14 protein-coding genes are annotated in these 17,677 nt (G+C 61.2%); all 14 read left to right on the top strand.

Translation table 11 applies throughout. The features are described from left to right. Nucleotides 1-49: 49 nt before the first annotated feature. The 14 genes from AC1PQG_RS19690 (at nt 50) to flhA (ending at nt 17,611) form a co-directional block, all read left to right on the top strand. Nucleotides 50-3,313, top strand: coding sequence for a Cache 3/Cache 2 fusion domain-containing protein (locus AC1PQG_RS19690; RefSeq protein ID WP_481119491.1), 3,264 nt, complete (start codon nt 50-52; stop codon nt 3,311-3,313). A gap of 113 nt (nt 3,314-3,426) precedes the next feature. Next, entirely contained in the window at nt 3,427-4,269 is an 843-nt protein-coding gene (locus AC1PQG_RS19685) for a CheR family methyltransferase (RefSeq protein WP_481119490.1), read from the top strand. Then, the gene (gene cheD / locus AC1PQG_RS19680; RefSeq protein ID WP_481119489.1) at nt 4,241-4,873 is read left to right on the top strand and encodes a chemoreceptor glutamine deamidase CheD; all 633 of its coding nucleotides are present in this window, start codon (nt 4,241-4,243) and stop codon (nt 4,871-4,873) included. Before AC1PQG_RS19685 ends, cheD begins: the two co-directional genes overlap by 29 nt. 38 nt (nt 4,874-4,911) lie before the next feature. Beyond that, nucleotides 4,912-6,012, top strand: coding sequence for a protein-glutamate methylesterase/protein-glutamine glutaminase (locus AC1PQG_RS19675; RefSeq protein WP_481119488.1), 1,101 nt, complete (start codon nt 4,912-4,914; stop codon nt 6,010-6,012). Nucleotides 6,013-6,071: 59 nt separating this feature from the next. Beyond that, complete coding sequence (locus tag AC1PQG_RS19670) at nt 6,072-6,377, top strand: STAS domain-containing protein (protein WP_374486242.1); 306 nt, start codon at nt 6,072-6,074, stop codon at nt 6,375-6,377. A gap of 261 nt (nt 6,378-6,638) precedes the next feature. Continuing rightward, entirely contained in the window at nt 6,639-8,318 is a 1,680-nt protein-coding gene (locus tag AC1PQG_RS19665; protein WP_481119487.1) for a methyl-accepting chemotaxis protein, read from the top strand. A 172-nt stretch (nt 8,319-8,490) separates the two neighbouring features. Further along, entirely contained in the window at nt 8,491-9,459 is a 969-nt protein-coding gene (locus tag AC1PQG_RS19660; RefSeq protein WP_481119486.1) for a chemotaxis protein, read from the top strand. A gap of 24 nt (nt 9,460-9,483) precedes the next feature. After that, nucleotides 9,484-10,431 carry a chemotaxis protein gene (locus AC1PQG_RS19655; RefSeq protein WP_374486239.1) on the top strand — a complete coding sequence of 316 codons (948 nt, stop codon included), beginning with the start codon at nt 9,484-9,486 and terminating at the stop codon, nt 10,429-10,431. Nucleotides 10,432-10,446: 15 nt separating this feature from the next. Further along, nucleotides 10,447-10,845: a chemotaxis response regulator CheY gene (cheY, locus tag AC1PQG_RS19650; RefSeq protein ID WP_079432693.1), complete on the top strand. Its 399-nt coding sequence runs from the start codon at nt 10,447-10,449 to the stop codon at nt 10,843-10,845. Nucleotides 10,846-10,872: 27 nt separating this feature from the next. Then, nucleotides 10,873-11,709, top strand: a complete 837-nt coding sequence (cheZ, locus tag AC1PQG_RS19645) for a protein phosphatase CheZ (RefSeq protein ID WP_481119485.1) — start codon at nt 10,873-10,875, stop codon at nt 11,707-11,709. Between the two features lie 38 nt (nt 11,710-11,747). Beyond that, nucleotides 11,748-13,721, top strand: a complete 1,974-nt coding sequence (locus AC1PQG_RS19640; protein WP_481119484.1) for a chemotaxis protein CheA — start codon at nt 11,748-11,750, stop codon at nt 13,719-13,721. A 153-nt stretch (nt 13,722-13,874) separates the two neighbouring features. Next, nucleotides 13,875-14,180 (top strand): DUF3135 domain-containing protein, encoded by a 306-nt coding sequence (locus AC1PQG_RS19635; RefSeq protein ID WP_481119483.1) that lies wholly within the window; start codon nt 13,875-13,877, stop codon nt 14,178-14,180. Between the two features lie 105 nt (nt 14,181-14,285). Next, nucleotides 14,286-15,437 carry a flagellar biosynthesis protein FlhB gene (gene flhB, locus AC1PQG_RS19630; RefSeq protein ID WP_481119482.1) on the top strand — a complete coding sequence of 384 codons (1,152 nt, stop codon included), beginning with the start codon at nt 14,286-14,288 and terminating at the stop codon, nt 15,435-15,437. Nucleotides 15,438-15,526: 89 nt separating this feature from the next. Then, the gene (gene flhA / locus AC1PQG_RS19625; protein WP_481123032.1) at nt 15,527-17,611 is read left to right on the top strand and encodes a flagellar biosynthesis protein FlhA; all 2,085 of its coding nucleotides are present in this window, start codon (nt 15,527-15,529) and stop codon (nt 17,609-17,611) included. Nucleotides 17,612-17,677 lie beyond the last annotated feature (66 nt).

Below are 17,677 nucleotides of genomic sequence, written 5' to 3'. Positions count from 1 at the left end.
CTGATTGGCCATTGGCTGTCGTGTGCTGTTGGCGAGGGAAGGATTCGAGATGAAAATAAATATGCCGGTGACCCAGCACGAGGTTGAATTGAAGGAGACGACGCTGATCGTGTCCAAGACCGATCTCAAAGGGCAGATCACCTATATCAATTCGGATTTCATCGCGATCAGCGGATTTGCCGAGGAAGAACTGCTCGGTCAGCCCCACAACATCGTGCGCCATCCTGATATGCCGGTGGAGGCCTTTGCCGACATGTGGCAGGCCCTGAAGGCTGGACGTCCATGGGTCGGGATGGTCAAGAACCGTTGCAAAAACGGGGATTTCTATTGGGTGGAAGCCCATGCTTCGCCTATTTTCGACAACGGCCGTGTTCTTGGTTACATGTCGGTGCGACGCAAGGCCAGCGTAGACAAGATTCGCGCTGCGGAGGCGACCTATGCCCAGTTCCGCGAGGGCAAGGCCGGCAGCAAGCAGATCATGGACGGCAAGGTCGTGTCGGGTGGCGTTGGGCTCAGGCTCGGACGCTGGTTGGGCCGTAAATCGCTGGCCGCGCGTTCTGCACTGGCTGCGACGCTGGCGCTGGTGGTGATTCTTGGCTCCGGTTCGCTTTATATGCGCGGACGCGCCAGCGAGGCGCTCGAAGCGCAAGGGCTGGCCGTGGTTTCCGACAAGGTGGCGGCAGTGCGGGCACTGGTCGAATCCAAGGCGCAGAGTCTGCGAGTTGAAACCGACAGGCTCGGCAACCTCTTCGCGTCCAGTCTGGGGGACGGCTTCACCGTCAATGCTGCGGGCGAGGGAATGCCGGTGCTGCTCAACGGTAGTACGGTGATGAACCTGCGTACTCAGGAGGTGGATCGCTTCACTGCCGCCAGTGGCGCAGTGGCCACTCTTTTTGCCCGGAAAGGGGACGAGTTCTACCGAGTCGCCACCTCGGTGAAAAAGGAAAACGGCGAGCGCGCCGTTGGAACTACGCTGGCTCATGACAGCCCTGCCTATGCCCGTTTGCTGGCCGGTGAGCACTACGTGGGTAAGGCAGTGTTGTTCGGTGTCGATGCTTACACTGGCTATGCTCCGATCAAGGACGCCAGTGGAAAGGTGATTGGTGCCACCTTTGTCGGACGCAGGTTTGCCGAGGAGATGGCGGCCTTACGCCAGCAGATCAAGACTGTCCGCTTCGGTGAGTCGGGCTATGCCTATGTGCTGGACACCACGGCGGGCAAGGCCCAGGGAACCTTGGTCGTTCATCCGGCCAAGGAAGGGCAGAGTGTTCTCGAATCGAAGGATGCGAGTGGGCACCCGTTCATCCGCGAGATGCTTGAGCGAAAGCAGGGGGTGATCCGCTATCCGTGGCTGAATGCAGAACTTAACGAGACCTCGGTCCGAGACAAAGTTGTGGCTTTCGACAGCTTTCCTGAATGGAACTGGCTGATCGCCGGCGGTACCTACATGGATGAGTTTGAGAGCGTTTCCCGCAACATCGGCGTTATGCTGCTGGGCATCAGCCTGTTGGCAACGGTATTGCTGGCAGGGCTCATCTTTGGGCTGCTGCGTGGCCTGATCGCGGGTCCGTTGGCGGCAATGGTACGGACTGCCCAGAGTGTGGCCAACGGCCGTTACGACAATGAGATTGATGTCAGCCGCAATGATGAGGTGGGGCGCGTCATGCAAGCGCTTGAGGCGATGCAGGTCAAACTGGGTAGCGATATTGCCGAGCAACAGCGGATTAGTGATGAGAACGCACGCATCCGCCAGGCATTGGACAGCGTCGAGACAAACGTGCGGATCGCCGAGCCCGATGGCCGGGTTATCTATGCCAATCCAGCTCTGGTGAAGACCATCCGTGGAATCGAAGGGGAAATCTGCAAGAGCGTGCCGGGTTTCCGCGCCGACAGCTTCGTGGGTAGCGATATCACCCGCCTGTATGCTGATCCGTCCTCAGCACGCCAGCGCTTGGCCGCGCTACAGCAGACCACGCGCAGCATGATGGAGATTGGCGGGCGTAGTTTCGAGGTGGTAACCAGCCCGATCTTCAATGTGGGCGGAGAGCGCCTCGGGTCGGTTGGCGAATGGCGTGACTGTACCGATGAGCTGGCTGCTGAACGTGAAATCCAGGCCATCGTGTCGGCTGCGGCGGATGGTGACTTCTCGGCCCGTTTGCAGCGCGAGGGCAAGACCGGCTTCTTTGTCGATCTGACGGATGGGATCAATCGCCTCATGGAGGGTGTTGCTGGGAGTTTGAACGATCTTGCGCGCGTTCTGAACGCGATTGCGCGGGGTGACCTGACGGAGAAGATCACGGCGGAATACAGCGGGACGTTCGGTCAGTTGAAGGACGACACGAACACGACGGTGGAGCGTCTGCGGGAAGTGGTGGGGCAGATCAAGGAGGCGGCGGAGTCGATCAACGTGGCGGCGCAGGAGATTTCGGCGGGGAACTCGGATCTGTCGGCGCGCACGGAAGAGCAGGCGAGCAGCCTGGAGGAGACGGCGAGTTCGATGGAGCAGCTGAACGCGACGGTGCGTCAGAACGCGGACAACGCGCGTCAGGCGCGGGAACTGGCCAGTTCGAGCAACGAGGTGGCGGTGCAGGGCGGGGAGATGGTGTCGCGAGTGGTGGACACGATGGGCTCGATCCAGGAGAGCTCGAAGAAGATTGCCGACATCATCGGGGTGATCGACTCGATCGCGTTCCAGACGAACATTCTGGCACTCAATGCGGCAGTGGAAGCGGCGCGTGCGGGCGAGCAGGGGCGGGGCTTCGCGGTGGTGGCGAGCGAAGTGCGTAGCCTGGCGCAGCGCAGTGCGCAGGCGGCGCGGGAGATCAAGGCGCTGATCGCGGACAGTGTGGACAAGGTGGAAGACGGAGCGCGGCTGGTCAATGACGCAGGCCACACGATGGAAGACGTGGTGTCGAACTTCCAGAAGCTGTCGGCGCTGGTGACGGACATTGCGGAGGCGAGCCAGGAGCAGAGCGGCGGGATCGAACAGGTGACGCAGGCGGTGGGGCAGATGGACGAGGTGACACAGCAGAACGCGGCGTTGGTGGAAGAGGCGGCGGCGGCAGCCGAGAGCCTGGAAGACCAGGCTCGCAGCCTCGTCCGCGCGGTGGCCATGTTCCGTCTGCAATCTGGTGCGCAGGTCACCCAGGCGGTTCCGCTGGTGGTGGAGCCTGGTCCGGCCAGTAATGTATCAAGGCTGCCCGAGCGCCCTGCACGGCCTGCTGTGGTGCGTGCTGCGCCGCCCTTGCCCAAGATCCGTCGTACGGGTGGAACTGTCGGCAGTGATGTCGATGATGAGTGGGAAGAATTCTAGAGAGCTGCCGTATGTCGGAAAAACCGTTTTCCTCCCGTAACTCTTTGCCGCCATCGGGCGGGACGGTATCACGTCCCGCTGCAGTACGGCCCGCCCCTGCAGGTGCCGCGAGCATGCCCGCCGCGGCTAATCCGGAGCGCGAGTTCCAGTTCTCGGCGGCCGATTTTGAACGTGTCCGTGATCTGATCTATCGCCATGCAGGCATTTCTCTGTCGCCGATCAAGCAGGACATGGTGTACAGCCGTCTGGCCCGTCGTCTGAGGGCGAGGGGCGACCGCACATTCAGCGAGTATCTCGATCGGGCTCAGCGCGAGCCTCAGGAATGGGAAACCTTCGTCAATAGCCTGACCACCAATCTGACTTCTTTTTTCCGGGAGGCCCATCACTTCGAGATCCTGGCCGAACGGCTCAAGAAGCACAAGGTACATGCGCCATTCCGTATCTGGTGCAGTGCCGCGTTGACGGGTGAAGAGCCTTACAGTTTGGCCATTACTGCTTGCGAGGCTTTCAACAGCCTGAGCCCGCCGGTGCATATCGTTGCCACTGACATTGATACCAATGTCCTGGCGACTGCGGCCAAGGGCGTCTATGGGCTTGATCGCGTCGAGCGTTTGTCTCGGGAACGCATGCAGCGCTTCTTCCTTAAAGGGACGGGAACGCAGGACGGCAATGCCCGCGTGCGGCCGGAATTGCAACGCCTGATCGAGTTTCGGCGCATCAACCTACTGGACAAGAGCTGGTCGGTACAGGGCCCTTTCGATGCGTTGTTTTGCCGCAACGTGATGATCTATTTCGACAAGCCGACCCAGCATGGCATCCTCCAGCGATTCGTGCCGCTGTTGAAGCCGGAAGGCCTGCTGTTTGCCGGACATTCGGAGAGCTTCCTGCATTCGGCGGATCTGTTCCGCTCTCTTGGCCGGACTGTTTATGAAAGGGCCGACGCTCGTGCACGCTGATCCGGGGTATGTGGAACACTTAGCGCACAATCGTTATTTTGACCGGACCTTCGACTGCGATGCGGTGAAGGTTTTACCGGGCGAGTACTTCGTGACTACGTCCGATATTGTGCTGGTTACCGTGCTCGGCTCCTGTGTCACCGCTTGTGTGAGGGATAGGGATAAAGGTTTGGGGGGCATGAACCATTTCATGCTGCCCGAGAACGGCGGTGATGGCGGCGTGCTGTCCTCATCGGCGCGCTATGGTGCCTACGCAATGGAAGTGCTGCTCAACCACTTGCTCAAGCTGGGGGCTCGGCGCAGTAGCTTGGAAGCCAAGGTATTCGGTGGTGGCAAGGTGCTGGCGAGTCTGACGCAGGCTCAGGTAGGGGAAAAGAATGCGGAGTTCGTGCTGAACTACCTCAAGACTGAACGCATACCGATCGTGGCGCAGGATCTACTCGACATTTATCCGCGTAAGGTCTATTTCTTCCCTGCCAGTGGGCGCGTCATGATGAAGAAACTGGTGCGAGTGAAGAATGACACGCTCATTGAGCGTGAGCGCGAATATGAAGCCCGCTTGCGGCGTGACAATGTACAAGGTGACGTTGAACTCTTTGGCTGACGGGACGTTGGGGTTCCGTCCTGATCTGGAAGTGAAGCATGACAATCAAGGTTCTCGTCGTCGACGACTCGGCGTTGATGCGCAGTCTGTTGTCGGAGGTGATCAATTCTGCCCCCGACCTGGAGGTCGTGGGCATGGCCCCCGATCCCATCGCCGCCCGCGAGATGATCAAGACCCTCAATCCAGACGTCCTGACACTCGATATCGAAATGCCCCGCATGGATGGTCTCGACTTCCTGGCGCGCCTGATGCGATTGCGTCCGATGCCGGTGGTGATGATTTCGAGCCTGACAAAGCATGGGTCCGAAGCGACCCTGCAGGCGCTGGAGCTCGGTGCCGTCGATTTTCTGCCTAAGCCGAAGTTTGATATGCCGAGCGGTATCGAGGCTTATCGCATAGAGATTTGTGACAAGATCCGGGCTGCTCATGGTGCCAGACTGCAGTCTAGGGTATCGGCTACACCGGCATCGATGGGAGTCACTTCCTTGCTGAAAGAGAGTTCCGCGCCTGTTTCGAGCAGCGCAGGCGGGCTGCCCGAAAGGGTTCTCCAGGAACGTCTGGTCCTCATCGGCGCGTTGACGGGCGGCACCGAAGCGATCAAGGAGGTGCTATGTTCCTTACCGGCTCAAATGCCGGGTATCCTGCTCGTGCAGCATATGCCCGAGATGTTTACCGCATCTTTTGCCAAACGTCTTGACGGCTTGTGCCGGCTGAGAGTCAAGGAGGCGGAGCACGGCGAGCGGGTGATGCCGGGAACCGCTTATCTGGCTCCCGGGCATTCCCACTTGTTGGTGCGTCGCTCTGCGGGGGGGTACGTGTGCGAACTGGCTCAATCGGAACCGGTGAACCGGCATCGGCCAGCCGTGGACGTCCTGTTCCATTCGGCGGCCAGTCAAGTCGGGGCCCATGGCATCGGTGTGATTCTGACCGGGATGGGCAAGGACGGGGCGCAGGGCATGTTGGCCATGCATAAGGCCGGTGCGTGGACGATCGGACAAGACCAGGATTCCTGCGTCGTTTACGGTATGCCGCGAGAGGCAGCCAGCGTTGGCGCGCTCGATGAAGTCGTTCCCCTGAAGGACGTTGGTCAGCGTGTGCTGGCTCGCCTGAGGGGCGGCGAGCGGCGGGGAAAAGTTTAAAAGTGCGCTGGCGACCGCTGCAGGCATGTCGCCACGGTGAGCAATAGCAGAGGCATTACATGGATACTACAGTCAGCACCCAGCAGAACCAGGCCCGGATCCAGCTTTCGGGGCGATTCGATTTCAATTCCCATCGGGAGTTTCGCGATGCCGTCGATCGGGCATTGAGCAGCCCGGATACCTCGGAAGTGGCTGTGGATTTGGCCAACGTCGCCTATCTCGACAGTTCTGCACTCGGAATGCTGTTGATGCTGCGGGATAAGGCAAAGGGGGCCGGCAAGACGGTCCGGTTGGCCAACGCAAAGGGGAGCGTTCATCAGGTTCTCGAAATCGCCAATTTCGGTAAGCTGTTTCCCATCGATTGAGGGGGCGTGTTCCGCGCTCGGTACCCTGGCGGTGGAATGCTGTCGTCGGTGTTCGCGCCTGGGTGTGACTGATTTGCGATTCGACGCTCGGGTGATTTTAAAGTTCTGTTTCGGCCCGCCGATAAATGGGCGACGTTCATGTGACCTGTCGATGACAGGGAGCGGGGCGGAGGCTCCGGCGCGCGGGGGGCGTGCCGGTTCCCGGGGGAGGCGCTTGCGCCTGCCCATACCCATTTCAATACACGGGGTTGGCCGGACATCATGCAAATTCAGCTTTTTTCAATCATCGCCGGTCTGATCGTTGCGGGAGGCAGCGTCGGCATCGGATTGGCTTTTGGAACTCCTCTGGGCGCGAGTCTTGTCGCTGCGGGCCTAGTCTTTGGCTTTGTGGTTGGTGTTGTTGTACTGACTGTTATCCGTTCGATGTTCGTGCAGCCCTTGGCAGAGTTGCACGACACCATCAAGGCGATGCACAAAGATGGGGATCTTTCCCGTCGTGCGCCTGTTTCGAGTGGTAAGGTCGGTGAGGTTGAGGCCGTTTTCAATGAGTTGATCGGTAGCTTTCAGGGAATCGTCGGCAAGGTGATTTTCGATGCTCAAAGGGTATCGGAGGCTGCGGATCTACTGTCCGGTCATGCGGGTAACGTGGCTGAGGGCTCTGGTAGCCAAAAAAGCGCCGCGGAAAGCATGGTGGTGGCTATCGAGCAGATGACGGCAGGCGTCAATGCCGTTGCTGACCATGCCAGCCAGACGGCTACCAACGCCCAGGTGGCACGTGAGTTGTCTATCAAGGGGGCGGAGATCGTGACCAGTGCGTCGCGGGAGATCGAGCAAATTGCCCGTTCGGTCGAGGATTCCGCCCAGGTCATTTCTGCGCTCGGGGAACGTTCCGAGGCTATCAGCGGCATCGTCAAGGTCATCCGCGAAATTGCCGATCAGACCAATCTGCTGGCCCTCAATGCTGCCATCGAGGCAGCTCGTGCGGGTGAGCAGGGACGTGGTTTTGCCGTGGTGGCGGACGAAGTCCGCAAGCTGGCGGAGCGGACCTCGTCGGCGACGACCGAGATCAGTACGATGATCTCCGCGATACAGTCCGAAACGAAGACGGCCATCGCCTCCATCGACGCAGGCAGCGCCCAGGCCCACGCAGGGGCGGCACTGGCCCAGAAGGCGGCAGACTCCCTCCAGCAGATCAATGAGGGGGCCCAGCAGACGATGGAGAAGGTCGACGCCATCGCCGAAGCGATCAACGCGCATAGCCGCGAGGCCGATCAGATCGTCGGCCATGTGCGGGAGATCATGGAAATGGTCGGCCGCAATTCCGTGGGTGCTCAGGAAACCCTCGACGAGGCTTCCAGCCTGAGTGGGCTGGCGGTCAACCTCAAGGAGATCAGCCGCGTATTCAAGCTCGGCCCTCAGGGTGAGCAGGCGATGGGCGTTCACAAGAAAATGCCCAGCGTGGCACGGGAGGCGGCCCGGCAGATCGGTCAACTCCTTGAACAGGCCATCGCCGCTGGCCAGGTCAGTGAGGCCGACGTTTTCGACGACAGCTACAAACCGATTCCCAATACCCGTCCGCAGAAGTACAGTACGCGCTTTGATGCATTGACCGACCGGCTCTTCCCTGCCGTGCAGGAGCGTCTGCTGGATGGCAACGCTGAAATGGTCTACGCCATCGGTACCGACCGTAACGGCTACGTGCCAACCCACAACAAGCGCTTCAGTCAGGCGCTGACGGGGGATTACGAGAAAGATTTCGTTGGTAATCGGGGCAAGCGGATCTTCGATGATCCGGTTGGAAAACAGTGCGGAAAGCATGAAATGCCGTTCCTGATTCAGACGTATCGACGTGATACCGGAGAGATCATGCATGACATTTCTGCACCGGTTTACGTTAATGGACGTCACTGGGGAGGCTTCCGGATCGGCTATCGGGCCTGATCCGCAGCGTTCCCGAGAAAGTCCGGCCCGCCTGTGCGGGCCGTTTTGTCATTATGCAGAGGCGTGAAATGGTGTTTGACGGTCCTCAAGATTGTTTGCACCCCGCCGATATTGCTTCCAAGTCGAGGCCTGCCCCATCTGGATGGCAGGTGGTCTGCGACGGAGAGTGAGCATGTCCGAACTTCTCAAGAACATTGATGCGCGTACCCGGCTGGCGGGTACAAACAAGCTCGAGATCCTGCTGTTTACCCTCGGGGTCGATCCCCGTACCGGCCGGCGTGAGACCTTCGGCATCAATGTCTTCAAGGTCCGCGAGGTCATGCGGACGCCGCCGATAACTGCAGCGCCGGAGATGCCGTCGTCGGTGGAGGGGATGGTGAGCCTGCGCGGCGTGCTGGTGCCGGTGGTCAACCTGGCCAAGTATGCCGGCATGGGTAGCGATGGCCCGCGTGACATCATGATTGTCACCGAGTACAACGGACACACTCAGGGTTTCCTGGTCGAGGCGGTGGATACCATCCTGCGCCTCGACTGGTCGCAGATGAGGGTGCCGCCGGAGATGTTGACGGCCAACCTGGGCGGTTTGGTCACCGCGGTGACGGAACTGCCAGGCCCCAAGCTGGTGATGCTGCTGGACGTGGAAAAAGTCCTCTCTGAAACCACCCGCTACGACGACGAGTTCCTCTTCAAGGGGATCGAGCCGATCATGGCCGACGAGCCGCAAACGGTCTATTTTGCCGACGACTCTTCCGTGGCCCGCAAGCAGATAGAGCGCACGCTCGACGCCTTGGGGATTCGCTACGTGGGGGCCGTCAATGGCCGCCAGGCATGGGAAGAACTCGAAAAGCTGGCCAGCTTCGCGGCTTCCAGCGGGCGCAAGGTCAAGGATCTGCTGGCCCTGATCCTCACCGATGTAGAAATGCCCGAGATGGACGGCTACATCCTGACTAAGCGGATCAAGACCGACCCGCGTTTCGAGGGGATCCCGGTGATCATGCATTCGTCGCTGTCGGGCATGTCCAACCAGCAACTCGGCCGTTCGGTGGGCGTCGACGAATACGTGGCCAAGTTCGAGCCGCAGCGGCTGGCCGAAGTGCTGCGCCGCCTGATCACCCAGCGCGCCGCAGCCAAGGCGGACTGAAGGAATTAGAGGAGCATGATGAGCATGGATCATGTCGATCGTGGGCTGCTTGAGGCCGTTGATGCCCGCACGAAGCTGGCGGGCTCCAACCGCATGGAAATCCTGCTGTTCTCCCTGGGCACCCAGGAGATCTTCGGGATCAACGTCTTCAAGGTCCGGGAAGTGTCCCGCACCCCCTTCATCACCAAGGCGCCCAACATGCCGGTCGGTGTGGAAGGGCTGATTTCCCTGCGCGGCAACGTCATCCCGGTGCTGGCCCTGGCCAAGATCATGGGAATCTCAGCTCCCGGCGACCCGCTGGGCGGCTCGATGATGGTTACCGAGTACAGCAAGCGCACGCTGGGTTTTCTGGTGCACGAGGTGGATCGCATCATCCGCGTCGAATGGGACAAGGTGCGCGCGCCCGACAACGTCACGTCGTCCGGCCATCACTTCATCACCGCCATCACCGAACTGCAGGACGGCAAGCTGGTGTCCATCCTCGACGTGGAAACCATCCTCGCCAGCACCTTCGGCGAGGCCATCGTCGGCCAGATCCACCCCCTTGAAGGCGGGCAGGATGCCACGGTGTTCTTCGTCGATGATTCGGCGGTTGCCCGCAAGAAGATCGTGGAAACCCTGGACAAGCTCGGCGTGCGTCACAAGCACGCGCTCAATGGCCTGGAGGCCTGGACGCGCCTCGAGGGGATGGCGACCCATGCCCAGCAGCGCGGTGCCAGCCTGTCCGATGAGCTCAACCTCATTTTGGTCGACGCGGAAATGCCCGAGATGGACGGCTACGTGCTGACCCGCAACATCAAGTCGGACGCCCGCTTCGAGGGCATTCCGGTTGTCATGCACTCGTCCCTGTCGTCGGAGGCCAACCGCGCGATGGGTAAAAGTGTCGGTGTCGATTCCTACGTGGCCAAATTCGACGCCGAAGTCCTGGCTGACACCCTGCGCCCCTTGCTGATGCGGGCCTACCGGGATTGAACGGAGATCAATAACATGTCGGACCCCAAGATGAAATTTCTCGTTGTCGACGACTTTTCGACCATGCGTCGGATTGTCCGCAACCTCCTGAAGGAACTCGGCTTCACCAACGTGGACGAGGCGGAGGACGGGCAAATTGCGTTGCAGAAGCTCAACTCCCTGCCGTTCGACTTCGTTGTGACGGACTGGAACATGCCAAACATGGATGGCCTGACTCTGCTGCAGAACATCCGTGCGACCCCGGCCCTGAAGCACCTGCCGGTGCTGATGATTACCGCCGAGGCAAAAAAGGAAAACATCATCGCGGCGGCCCAGGCCGGTGCCAGCGGCTACATCGTCAAGCCTTTCACGGCGGCAACCCTTTCCGAAAAGCTCGAGAAGATTTTCGAAAAAATGGGCAAGAAAGCTGCCTGAAGGTAGCTGATCAGACGGAAATCCATCATGGCAAAACGGCTCAAATTCGATGAATCCGGCGATAACGACGACCTGCAAGCCCTTTTCGACAGCATTACCGAAGGCGCCGCGCCAGCGCCGGCTGCTCCTCCGCCTCGACTCGAAGTGGTGTCTCCGGCCAGCAGTACCGGGGGGGATGATGACGAACTGCAGGCTTTGTTCGACTCCGTGGCAAGCGAGTACACCATGGGCGACGCAGCCGTTGAACCGGAGGCGCGTCCGCACAGCTGTGACGGGGTTTTCAACCGGATTGGCGTGATGACCCGACAACTGCATGACACCCTGCGTGAACTCGGTTACGACCGCAGCCTGCAGGAAGCGGCTCACGCGATTCCCGATGCCCGCCAGCGCCTTACTTATATTGCCGAGATGACGGAACAGGCAGCCAGCAAAGTGCTGAATGCCACGGACATCGCCAAGCCGATCCAGGATAGGGTCGAGGCGGGGGCCACCATGCTGCGGGCTCGCTGGGACCGTCTTTATTCCAATCAGCTGAGTCCGGACGAGTTCCGCCAACTGGCTGGTGAGACCCGTGATTTTCTCGGAACTGTCGTGAACAGCAGCCGGGATACCAATGCCCAGCTGATGGAAATCATGATGGCCCAGGATTTCCAGGATCTGACTGGACAGGTCATCAAGAAAGTTGTCGATCTGGCCCAGAACCTCGAGAAGCAGCTCCTGCAGGTGCTGATCGAGACGATTCCGGCAGAGCGCAAGGTGGAAGACAGTCTCCTGAATGGACCAGTGATCAACGCCGTGGGCCGTGATGACGTGGTATCGAATCAGGAGCAGGTTGATGACCTGTTGGAGAGCCTGGGTTTCTGACCGGGAGCTAGCGGGCAAGTCCGCAAGGAGCAGAGCAAATGAGCGATTTTGGCGGGATGGAAGACCTGCTTCAGGATTTTCTGGTTGAGGCCGGAGATCTCCTGTCAGGCGTGGACAACAAGCTGGTGGACCTGGAGCGAGCGCCCAACGACAAGGGCTTGCTCAACGATATTTTCCGCGGATTCCATACCATCAAGGGTGGTGCGGGCTTCTTGAACGCCACCGAGCTGGTCACCCTGTGTCATCTCACCGAAAACCTGTTCGACAAGTTGCGCAATGGGGAATTGACGGTGACGCCGGAAGTGATGGACGTGATCCTGTCGTCCACGGGGGCGGTCCGCGACATGTTTGGCTATCTGGAGCAAGGCGTGCAGCCTGCTGCGGCGGCAGGCCACCTGATCGATAGCCTGCGCCTGGCAATTGCCGGCGATCTGTCCCATGAGCCGGTGGCTCCTCCTGCCCCGGTCGTGAAGCAGGCCGTGCCTCCTCCGAAGGCAGCCGTTGCGGCTGCGGTGCCTGCTGCGGCGATACCGTCCGGCGATGGGCTCGACTGGAATGCTCTGTTCGAAACCGTAACGGGGACCAAACCCGCAGCGGCGTCCGTGGCGGCTCCGCTTCCCGTGACAATTGAGGCGCCGGCGGCACCGGTCGTCATGCACCAATCCGACGACGCTCTGGCCCATAAGTCGCCCGATCAGGTCATCAAGGCCGCGGTGGGGCGGCGTGCGACCGATAAGCCGGGCGCCTCGGGGCCCATTGGCCGGCGTGATAGCGAAAAGACTCGCGACAACTCGATTCGCGTCGATACCTCGCGTCTCGACCAGGTGTTGAACCTGTCCGGTGAAATCGGCCTGACCAAGAACCGCCTGAATGCGCTCCGCAGCGACATCCTGAACGGCCGCAACGATACCGAAACCCTGCATGCGCTCGATCTGGCTGTCAGCCAGCTCGACCTGCTGGTGTCCGACCTGCAGAACGCGGTGATGAAGACCCGCATGCAGCCGATCGGCCGCCTGTTCCAGAAGTACCCGCGGATCGCCCGTGACCTGGCCCGCAATCTGGGTAAGGATGTGGAGTTGGTGCTGGCCGGTGAGGAGACCGAGATCGACAAGACGATGATCGAGGACTTGTCCGATCCGATCATCCACCTGATCCGCAATGCGGTGGATCACGGTGTCGAGGATACCCAGGAGCGCCTCGCCAACGGTAAGCCCGAGAAATCCATCGTGCGCCTTGAGGCCCGCCAGGAAGGCGATCATATCGTGATCCTGGTGGCAGATGACGGCCGTGGCATGAACGCTGAGCGTCTTCGTGCAAAGGCGGTCGAGAAGGGCCTCATCACCGATGAGGAAGCGAACACGATGGATGAGCGCCAGAGCTTCAACCTGGTGTTCCTGCCCGGCTTCTCGATGGCCAGCCAGATTTCCGACGTATCCGGTCGTGGCGTCGGGATGGACGTGGTACGGACCAACATCCAGAAGCTCAACGGCTCCATCGATATCCGTTCCAGCCTTGGCAAGGGCACGACCTTTGTCATCAGCCTGCCGCTGACGCTGGCGATCCTGCCGGTGCTGCTGGTGCGACTCGGCGAGCAGCCCTTCGCAGTGCCGCTGTCGATGGTCCGCGAGATCCTGCCGATCGAGCCAGCGGAGGTTCAGGAGGTCGGCGGGCGGGCGACGATGGTGGTGCGTGGCGAAGTGTTGCCGATCATGCCGCTGACCACACTGCTGGGCTGGGAGCCTGTGCAGACGCCCGAATACGGTGTGCTGATGCAGAGCGCCGAGCAGAGCTTCATCCTGGCGATTGACAGTTTTGCTGGTCGCGAGGATGCGGTGATCAAGTCCCTCGACGATTTCCGTCCCAAGGGCGTGGCTGGCGTCACGACGCTGTCCAATGGCCAGATCGTGTTGATCCTCGACATGAAGGAATTGTTGGGCGCGCTCGGCGATACCCGTGGCGTATCCCGCCGCGAATTGCTGGCCAGGCTGGAGGCGCCTGCGCTGGCAGCTTGAATGGTGCGAGCGGCCGGCGTGGAGAGCTCCGCCCAGCGGCCTTGTGACATACGGCGCTCGTAAGTTGGGCGGCGGTCGGTTAGGATAGGTCCCGACTGCCGCCGCCCTTCGCCTTTCAGGTGTCGCGCGCCATGTCCGGCAGGGGGAGGGCGTGTGGGTGGCTTCGATTTCGACTACTGGAAACACCTCGCGGAGCATGATCCCGTTGCCTTTTTCCAGGCCAGGGAACTCGCGCTGCGCCAGTGCATCGCAATGCATCCCGGCCAGGAGGGTCCTCTCTCCGCGCTGCAGTCCAGGATAGATACGGCTCGCGTGGTGGCAGGCAGCCCAGTACAGGCCTGCCGCGACATCCTCGACATGATGGAAGAGCGCCTCATCCTGCTCAGCCTCAAGCTGGTCGAACTCCAGCGGGAAACCGACAGCCTGCGAGGTTTGCTGCGAGGGACTTCCCCGCCCTGATACGCAGGTAAGCGTTGCTGTGCAGATCTCCGCTGTTCATTCGCTGTGTTGTGCAGTCCAGTCTGCGCGTATCCTGATCTCCCCTGAACGACTTCCGGATCGTCCGTGGCTGAAGACAGCGACGCCGAAAAAACAGAATCAGCCTCAAGCCGACGGCTAGAGCAGGCTCGCGAAGAAGGGCAGGTGCCCCATTCACGCGAGCTGGCTACCTTCATCCTGCTCATCGTCGGGGTGGTGGGGCTGTACGTGCTTGGGCGCTGGGGCGGGCATCGCATGATGGGTCTGGTGAGGTCGGCTTTGTCTTTCGAGCGCAAGTCAGCCTTCGAGCCTGGGGGCATGGGGCAGATCTTGTCGGCTTTGTCGATTGACGGGCTGCTCACCATTGCGCCGCTGTTGGTGGCCTTGGTCGTGGCGACGCTGATCACCCCCTTTGTGATGGGCGGCTGGGTATTCTCCACCAAGGTCTTTACGCCGGATCTGAGCCGTCTGAATCCGCTGCCCGGGCTGGGTCGGATGTTCTCGACCCACGGCCTGGCCGAGCTGGTGAAGGCCAGTCTCAAGGCGGTGCTGGTGGCCAGCGTCGGTGTGTGGGTCGTGTGGCGTGAGCGGGACCACCTGTTCGGCTTGATGATGCAGCCGCTCGAATCCAGTATGGACGATTTCGCCAATCTGGTCCTGTACTCGACCTTGCTGATCGTCGCCAGCCTGGCGCTGATCGCCGCGCTCGACGTTCCTTACCAGCTGTGGGAATACCACCGCAAGCTGCGCATGACGAAGGAAGAGCTGCGTCAGGAAATGAAAGAGCAGGAAGGCGATCCGCAGATCAAGGCGCGCATCCGCGCCGCCCAGCGGGAGATGTCCCGCCGCCGCATGATGTCCAATGTGCCAACGGCCAACGTGGTGGTGACCAACCCGACCCACTATGCTGTGGCCCTGCGTTATGACCCCGAGGCGGCGGGGGCGCCAATCGTGGTGGCCAAGGGCATGAACCTGATCGCCCAGAACATCCGCGAGCTGGCACGGGAGAGCGGGGTGCCGGTGCTGGAGGCGCCCCCGTTGGCGCGCGCACTGTACGCTCATTGTGAGCTCGATCATCAGATCCCGGGGACGCTCTATACGGTGGTCGCGGAGGTTATGGCCTACGTATATCAGCTCAACCACTGGATTGCCGAAGGCGGCCTTCCACCGGAGGCGCCGACCCGTCTGGAGGTGCCCGCGGGCATGGATCCGGCGGAGGGGCGGCCGGACGAGCCGTGAGCCGGGATGGCGGCTTGCTTCGAATTGAACGGTAAATCCCTGTTTCTTCCCGCCTTTCATTGGGCTGGAGGAGGAGGACCATGGCGACCATGAATGGTAGTCTGAACCTGCGAACGCTTTTCGCGCCCAGCAACATCCGCGCCCTGGCTGGTCCGCTGCTCATCATCCTGATTCTGGCGATGATGGTGCTGCCCTTGCCGGCTTTCGTGCTGGATCTGATGTTCACCTTCAACATCGCCGTATCGGTGATCGTCATGCTGGTGGCGATGTATGCCCTCAGGCCACTGGAGTTCTCGGTCTTTCCGACCGTGCTTCTGGTGACGACCCTGCTGCGCCTGTCCCTCAACGTGGCCTCCACGCGTGTGGTGTTGCTGGAGGGGCACAAGGGGGCCGATGCCGCCGGCAAGGTGATCGAGGCCTTCGGACACTTCCTGGTCGGTGGCAATACAGCCGTCGGCCTGGTGGTGTTCATCATCCTCACCGTGATCAACTTCGTGGTGATCACCAAGGGTGCCGGGCGGATCGCAGAAGTGGGCGCGCGCTTCACGCTGGATGCGATGCCAGGCAAGCAGATGGCCATCGATGCCGACCTCAACGCAGGTCTCATCGACGAGAAGGAGGCCAAGCGCCGGCGTGCCGAAACGGCCCAGGAAGCCGACTTCTACGGGGCGATGGACGGTGCGTCGAAATTCGTGCGCGGCGACGCCGTAGCCGGCATCCTGATCATGGCCATCAACGTGATCGGTGGTCTGATCGTCGGTGTGCTCCAGCACAACATGGAGTTGGCCCAGGCGGCCAACAACTACACGCTGTTGACCATCGGTGACGGCCTCGTGGCCCAGTTGCCGGCGCTGATCATCTCGGTTGCCGCGGGCTTGGTGGTGTCCCGGGTCGGTGACGAAGGGGATATGGGCTCCCAGCTGATCGGGCAGGTTTTCACCAATCCGCAAGTGCTGATCCTGGCAGCAGCGATCCTCGGCATTCTGGGCATGATTCCGGGCATGCCCAATCTGGTCTTCCTGCTGCTTGCCGGTGGGTTGGGTTATCTGGCCTGGCGAGGCGGCAAGCGGCAGGCTGAGGTCGTCGAGGAGCCTCCGCCGGCAGAAGCTCCCGTTGCACCCATCGAGAGCCAGGAGGCCAGTTGGGCGGATGTGACGCCGGTCGACGTGCTGGGCCTCGAGGTCGGCTACCGGTTGATCCCGATGGTGGATAAGGGGCAGGACGGTGAGCTGCTGAAACGCATTCGGGGGCTCCGCAAGAAGTTTGCCCGTGACATCGGCTTCCTGGCCGCGCCGGTGCACATCCGTGACAACCTGGAACTCAAGCCCAATGAATACCGGATCGTGCTGAAGGGGGTCGAGGTAGGCACTGGTGCGGCTTTCCCCGGCCAGTTCATGGCGATCAACCCGGGGCGGGTGGCGGGACCCCTCAACGGCAGGGAAACCACCGATCCGGCCTTCGGCCTGCCTGCCGTATGGATCGATGCGAGCCAGCGGGAGCAGGCACATGCCCTCGGCTATACGGTCGTCGATGCCAGTACCGTGGTGGCGACCCACCTGAACCATGTGATCCTGAGCCACGCTTCCGAGCTGCTCGGCCGCCTCGAAACCCAGGCGCTGCTCGATCACATCGCCAAGGAAACGCCGAAGCTGGTGGAGGATCTGGTGCCCAAGCTGCTGCCGCTCGCGACGGTCCAGCGGGTGCTACAGAACCTCCTCGACGAAGGCGTCAATATCCGCGACATGCGCAGCATCATCGAGGTGCTGGCGGAGTGTGCGCCACGCGTCCAGGACCCGCTGGAGCTTACTACGCGAATCCGCCAGTCCCTGGGGCGTGCGATCGTGCAGGGGCTTTTCCCCGGCAATGGAGAGGTCCAGGTCATGGCTCTCGATCCAGGCCTCGAGCGCGTGTTGATGCAGGCCATGGCCGGCGGAGGGCCGGAAGGCGGCGCGATCGAACCTGGCCTGGCGGATACCTTGTTGCGCGAAACGGCCGCGGCGGCCCAGCGCATGGAGGACATTGGTCTGCCGCCGGTCCTGCTGGTGCCGGCGCCTCTGCGCTGGTTGTTGTCGCGCTTCCTGAGGCGGGCGGTGCCGAGCCTCAAGGTGGTGGCCAATTCCGAGGTGCCCGAGACCCGCCTGATCCGCGTGTCGGCGATGATTGCTGTCACTTAGTGAGAGTGTGCTGACTACGGCGTAGGAATAGCACCCTAAAACCTGTCTTTTCCGCGTCATCGAAAT

It is taken from the genome of Zoogloea sp. GDB6, from assembly GCF_056724105.1.
Note: the sequence above shows the minus strand (reverse complement) of the source record. Positions and strands in the feature narration are given on the sequence as shown.